A 6508-nucleotide genomic window follows, 5' to 3' on the forward strand; every position below is an offset into this window, starting at 1 on the left:
CATGAAAAACTTAATCGTACTTATCAATATATGCATTTTTTCAGTTTTTTATTCCCAAAACTCTTACGAAAACGAATTCAAACAGACTAAATTGTTTGTGAAAGGAATTTTAGAAAATCAGCCGTCAAAAGTTACCCAATACATTAAACTGACTGACGGTAGAATAAAGCAAAGTAAAACCGATAATCCGCTTGAAGAATTTGAGCTTCAATGGGATTTGTTCTATAAAATTATTAGAAAAAATAATAAAATTGTTTATATCAGTAAATCTGATGATTTATGGGGGCATATTGGAGATAGCAAAACATCTTATGATTATTACTTCAATGAAGAAGGAATCTTGGTTGGGGCTGAGAAAAGCCTTGATTTTTTTTTACTTGATACTACGTGCGCGATTCAAGTACAATATTATGCTCTTTACCAAAATGTAAAAGCTGAAAAATTGGAAAAAACCGAGATATATAAAGATGATAACGGAAATGTTATTGATTTTACTTCCAAAAAATGTAAAGATAGCAAGGCGTATATTCAGAGTAATACCAATAGCTTAGATAAGATCACCTTCAGAAATTTGGAGGGATTTATGAAAGCTGAGAGAATCAAATATTACAAATAAGGTTTGGAAGGAAAAATAAAACAAGTCGAAAGCAAGTAAAAGCCTGATATGTTTTACTGAAATAACAAGTAAAATAGACGTGAAAATAAAAGTCAGAATACAAGAAGAAGCAAGTAAAGACATCATGAAAGGGTTCTATGAATTCTAAAAAGGAAAAGCACTGATACTAGGATAAATCGCAACTTTTAACCTGTAAGAGATTGAGCAATACAAGTAAAAATTTTTAAAAATGCCATATTCTTACCCGTGATAAATTTCCGTTTTAAAGGTAAAAATAAAGACAATTATTTGACTCGAATCGTAGTTCTACTACAATTTTTGAAATAGTGTCAAAAAATTTCAGATTTGGCATTATTTTTATCTACATTTAGTGATATAAAAACACACAAATCATTATGAAAAAAAATAGATCTAATGCTGAGAAAATTTCAGAGAATCATATCGCAGGCATTAACCGTGTGGTGAAGCTTGACATTGTGATTGATGGAAAACCTATCAGCCACTTTAAGCACTTCCGATTACAACAAAGCGCTAAAACCCATCATTACTTTGAACTTACCTTAGCGCACGATTCTTTAGGTAAAGCACAAAATCATAACTTAGAACAAGCTAAACAATTTTTTGGAAAACGACTGACGGTAACTTTTAGGTATAAAGATCCTGAAAATGAAAGTCCTGAAAGAACATTTGTGGGTGTTATTATGAAAGTGGCATTTAGTCAGGAAGAAATGAGTTTGGGAAATATAGTATTGAAAGGAAATAGTCCTACAGTCCTGATGGATTCTGCCCCACATACTCAAAGCTTTGGAGGGAATCAGCCTGTAAATACTTCCATTATTGCTGATAGAGTGATTAAAGAAGCATTGGGTACTAATGATTTTGATATTAGAATAGATACGCAAAACAATAGTTATATCAACTACAGTTCACAATATTGTGAAACCCATTATAATTACCTTGCCAGAATTGCAGAAGCTTATGGAGAACAATTCTATTATGATGGAGAAAAACTACACTTCGGAAAGTTACCACCTCATGAAAAGTCTATAAAGCTTATTGATGGCAGTAATGTCAATGATGTACAGATAGAGTTAAATGCGGTACATATCAAGCCTGAATATTTTGGATATAACAGTAGCAATAACTCAAAGATGATTGGTGTTGATAATCAGATCAAGCATCTTGGTGAACTATCATCTGAAACTTATGAACTTAACAACAATATATTTAAAACCCGCTCACTGACTCCTGCGCCTGTAAATCCTAATATGTTCCTTGATATAGATGACTCTCAAAGAAGTGCAAGAGGGAGTAAAGCAGTAGATGTTTTTAAAGTTTCAGGAAAAACAACTGTGCCATTTCTATATACAGGCTGTATAGCAGATCTAGCCATGAGAAAACCAGATAGTAACCAAACATCACACTTCACTACATTGATGATAACCGAAGTAAATCATGAGGTGGATGCAAGAGGATATTATACAGGAGATTTTGAAGCTATTGCTGAAGGAACTGGCTTTATGCCTAAACCTGATTTTGTAATACCAAAAGCTGAACCACAAGTTGCAACGGTAATATCCAATGTTGATCCTCTAAACCAAGGAAGAATACAGGTAAGATTTGATTGGCAATTAAATGATACAACCCATCTTATCAGAATGATGAGCCCTGATGCAGGTGGAACAGATGTAATAAGCCAAAACAGAGGATTTGTCGCAGTCCCTGAAATCGGAGATCAGGTAATGGTTGGTTTTGAATATCACAATCCAGATTTCCCTTTTGCAATGGGTGGAATGTTTCATGGTGGTATAGGCTTAGGCGGTGGTATGGACAACCGTGTAAAATCTTTACAGACCCGAAGTGGACATAGATTAGTGTTTACAGAGGATGAAAGTATTTTACTAACAGATAAAAGCGGTAATGAGCTCAGATTTGATACAGAAGGAAGTAATATCAATATTACAGCTCCTGAAACCATTACTATAAAGTCTAAGAACTTGAAGTTTGATATTGAAGAAAACATCGAGACCAAAGCAGGAAAGAATATGGATACCAATGTTGGGCAGAATATAAAGATTATTGCTAAACAAGAGATTAGCCAAGACAGCGGTAAGAAAACCATTATCAATGCTGGAACTAATACTGAAATATCTGCAAAAGCACACCTAGATCTTTATGGTAAAGAAAAATTCATTGGTTATACTGATGGACAAACTGAATTTGGAGCAAAAGATAGAATGCATGTTTATGGAGCCAACTCATTATTGACCGCTAAAGATAAGATTGAATACAAAGCTCCACAAATGAATAAACTTCCTGAGCAAGGAGTATTTGATTATGATAAAGAACCTGCAATTGTAGATGTATTTTGGTTGAATGATACTGGTGAACAAGCAATAAAAAAATTGTATAAGGAAGAAGAAGCCAGCATCGAGGTTATTACTAGAAACACCAAAGAGGGAGAAGAAGTCAGTATTGATGTTGAAGAAACTGATGAAAAAGGAGACAAAATCATGAATACCTTCTCAGGTGCAGTTGATAAAGATGGGAAGGCACTATTAAAGAAAATTGTAAAACATAGTTAAAACTTCTTTTATGGGAAAACAATTAAAGAAAGCAACGTCAGTATTTTCGATAAAAAAAGTAACAATAAAGGGGACTGAGAAAAAATTTGAAAATAAGGTACTGAATAATGATATTGGAAAAGAATACATAATAGTAATTGCTCCACAGAAGTACCAACACGGTAGTGGGCTCCTTAAAAACGCTAGAAATTACTGGAAAAACGATGCTGGAGCAAACGGAAAATTCATGTTTGTTCTTCAGGGGCTCAGAAGAGTAAAGTTAAATCAGGAATTTAATTTTAATTGGACAATCCTAATGTATACTTACGGATATACTGAATCTCAAATAACAAAAACAAAAGAAGCTTTTCAAAAATTAGCTCCTGAATGTAATTTTGTCAAAATAGCTAGTTACCAAGAAGCTATAAATTATATTAACACTAAAAATAAAGATAAGGCAACTGATGATAAGAAACTTCGGGAGAAATGTTTAGTAGAAAGAGTTTTTATATATTGCCATGGATTTGTTGGTAAACTAGCTATGGGATTAACTAATAGGAGTAGTGGTGATGAAAAGCTTGATTGGGATGAAAAAGTTGCTTCCAAGCTACATAAAAACGCTTTTTCCAATTCAGCAAAACTGTATAGTTTTTCATGCAAAACAGGATTAGGCAATTTAGAAATTGAAAAAGAAAACAATATTAAAAAACAAGTTTATGACGGTGAAGAATACTCTGGGCAAAGTAGTCCAACAACAATGATTCCTATGTCTCATGCTGTTTATAAAACAATAACATTACCACTATTAGGAGAAAAGAGTTTGGCTCAAAAACTTGCAAATAATACAGGTGCTATGGTACATGCATATTGTTCAAGGTCAGATTATGAAGATACACTAAATACTCCTGACGAATTAGACTTTATGGAGTATTATGAAGCAGGTGATGGTAAAAAGCCAGCAAGAGTAAATGAGCGTTATAAATATTTATTAAATAAAAAGAATCGTAAACCTGAGGATGTTAAAAGATACGATACATTACAAAAAATTGATAAAAAAAGAATTTTAATTGATGGAGGGAGATTTGATTTTGATGGTGCACGTTACCCTGTAAAAGGAGGAACTACACCAGTTGGCGTTCCCAATGATATGAAAACTTATATAAAAAAATAATCAAAATGGAAAAATTGAAAATTTTTGCAAACAAAAATAATATTATCTGGGCTCTATGTATGTCAAGTATTTCTACTTTTATTCTTTTTTTTATAGGGTTCTTTTATCTTACGAATGTGGATAGTTCTGCGCTTGCAAGTCCATTTTCTATTTTAGTTTATTTTGTTTTGCTCTATTTTATTTTTAAAATATTCACTTATTATAAAAAACTAACCATATTAGGACTAGTAGCTTCTATATTCATATTTTTCTTCTTATATCTTCTCCTTTTTTTATATGCAGATAAAAACAAAGATTATTTAGAAAATATTATAAAATTTATACCCATAAAAGAATGGGATAGTAATGGATATGACCCTGCTGAAGAAGAGTTATCATCTCAATTTTGTGGAATAATGACCCTTATCGTATTGTTTCTGCAAATACTCTTTATCAATTTATTACCAGATAATTTTTTAGAGAATAAAAAACTTGTCAATTATACCTCTATTGGTGTAATTGCAGTGGTTATAATTACTTTAACAATTGTTATTTTCTTTTCATAGTTAATTAAAAGTTATGGAAGAACCATATTATATTAGTACTGCACGTGGATATTATGATATAGCAGAAAAAATAAGTAGTGGATATAAAGATATTGATGGAATTAGGCTCATAAATCCTTCACCAATGGTATTTAATCATGAAGAACTAAGATGGGTAAAAGAGCAACTGTCTGGCTTTTTAAAACAGAATTACTCTGATATTCCAAATGACATTTTGAATCAATTACATAAGATCACTTTAGATGAAATTAAAACAAGGTCATATATATTCACATGGTTTTTCAACACTTTCGATGAGGATGTATATCTTATGACATTAAAAGTTCAAAATAAACTTTATAATATTTATATAATAAAGTACAGTGAAATGGAAGGAGTATATGACGGAACCACACTTGTAGATCACAAATTAGTAAATAAGGTAAGATTAGAAAGTGAAAACTGGTATAAAAATCTCTTTAGTGATGAACAAGAATATTTAAAAAGTAAGTATTAATCTATAGCTTTAATTATGGCTAAGAATGTCACAAATACAACCCCGCTAAAGTGCGATAAAGGAAGTACACCAACTCCAATCACAGTAACAAGCCAATCTTTTATGAGTATTGATGGAAAGCTACAGGCTACAGAAGAAGATAAGCAACCTAACACTAACATTAAACCTTTTGGAATGTGTAGCATTTTAAGATCTTCCTGCACGCCTTCACCTGTTAAATGGGACAATACTTCTGATTTTGAAATTGAAGGTAAAAAAGAGCTATTAGATAACTCTACATGCCAGTGTTCCATTGGCGGTAAAATATCGGTTGTAAACTCTGCTCAAAATTTTGTGGAAGAATAATGATTTACAAACATTTCAATATAACATTCAAACCTCCTATTTCACAACAAAGACGTGAAAATGATGAATTTATGTGGAAAGATGAATCTTGTGGGATTTATTGCATCCTAGGAGCGGATAGAATAATTTATTATAATGGCATAGACAGTTATTGGGTATTTTCTGAATCACCCATAACTGTTCTCTACCCTATATCTTTTTATCGACAAGAAGAATCCATAATGAACCAAGGTGAATCTGTACATATTATTGGGTTCTCATTTTATTTTACAAATACCGAAAATGAGGTAATTGAACCCATTAAGAAGCACTTTTTCCCTTTTATAGTTGATATAAAACAGTTTCAGCTTTTGGAAAAGGATGGTTTTGTTTCACTAAATTGAATTTAGATTAAAACAACTTCTCTACAGCCGAAGGAAAATATATTGCTACTGAACAGGATAAGCAGGCGAATGTAAATGTCAAATCTTTTAGGCAATGTAAATTAAAACCTACTTCAGGCGGATATTTACCATGTATTCCTGGGTAAACTTCCCTGTTTTTCAGACAAATTAAAATTATTAAATTTAGTTTGTTAAACATTATGAAAAAGAGCAAATTTTCAGAACATCAGATTATCAATATTCTGAAAGAATATGAATCTGGGAAAGCGACAAAAGATATTTGTCGTGAGCATGGAATTTCAGCAGCTACTTTCTACCAGTGGAAGCAGAAATACGGAGGAATGGATGCACAACATCTTAAGGAACTTAAAGCGTTACAGGAAGAGAA

Annotated in this window: 8 protein-coding genes and 1 pseudogene; all 9 read left to right on the top strand. The window is 32.0% G+C overall.

Translation table 11 applies throughout. From position 1 onward, the window contains the following. Nucleotide 1 precedes the first annotated feature (1 nt). A complete protein-coding gene (locus tag GTR01_RS19575; RefSeq protein ID WP_160139442.1) occupies nucleotides 2–616 on the top strand; it encodes a hypothetical protein in 615 nt (204 codons plus the stop codon). A gap of 395 nt (nucleotides 617–1011) precedes the next feature. Beyond that, nucleotides 1012–3201 carry a type VI secretion system Vgr family protein gene (locus GTR01_RS19580; protein ID WP_160139443.1) on the top strand — a complete coding sequence of 730 codons (2190 nt, stop codon included), beginning with the start codon at nucleotides 1012–1014 and terminating at the stop codon, nucleotides 3199–3201. 10 nt (nucleotides 3202–3211) lie between these two features. Continuing rightward, the gene (locus tag GTR01_RS19585) at nucleotides 3212–4351 is read left to right on the top strand and encodes a hypothetical protein (protein WP_160139444.1); all 1140 of its coding nucleotides are present in this window, start codon (nucleotides 3212–3214) and stop codon (nucleotides 4349–4351) included. A 5-nt stretch (nucleotides 4352–4356) separates the two neighbouring features. Continuing rightward, nucleotides 4357–4896 carry a hypothetical protein gene (locus GTR01_RS19590; protein ID WP_160139445.1) on the top strand — a complete coding sequence of 180 codons (540 nt, stop codon included), beginning with the start codon at nucleotides 4357–4359 and terminating at the stop codon, nucleotides 4894–4896. Nucleotides 4897–4909: 13 nt separating this feature from the next. Next, a complete protein-coding gene (locus GTR01_RS19595; protein WP_047494522.1) occupies nucleotides 4910–5392 on the top strand; it encodes a hypothetical protein in 483 nt (160 codons plus the stop codon). Between the two features lie 15 nt (nucleotides 5393–5407). Next, on the top strand, nucleotides 5408–5737 hold the full coding sequence (locus GTR01_RS19600; protein WP_160139446.1) for a DUF4280 domain-containing protein: 330 nt from the start codon (nucleotides 5408–5410) through the stop codon (nucleotides 5735–5737). After that, nucleotides 5737–6120, top strand: a complete 384-nt coding sequence (locus GTR01_RS19605) for a hypothetical protein (RefSeq protein ID WP_160139447.1) — start codon at nucleotides 5737–5739, stop codon at nucleotides 6118–6120. The genes GTR01_RS19600 and GTR01_RS19605 overlap by 1 nt, the downstream gene beginning before the upstream one ends. A gap of 14 nt (nucleotides 6121–6134) precedes the next feature. Continuing rightward, nucleotides 6135–6260, top strand: a pseudogene (locus GTR01_RS24680) (DUF4280 domain-containing protein); the annotation flags it as partial. Nucleotides 6261–6320: 60 nt separating this feature from the next. Next, nucleotides 6321–6508, top strand: a 188-nt coding sequence (locus tag GTR01_RS19610; RefSeq protein ID WP_160138522.1) for a transposase, incomplete at its 3' end; no start/stop codon positions are given.

Origin of the sequence: Chryseobacterium sp. c4a (assembly GCF_009900745.1) — a bacterium.
GTDB lineage: Bacteria > Bacteroidota > Bacteroidia > Flavobacteriales > Weeksellaceae > Chryseobacterium.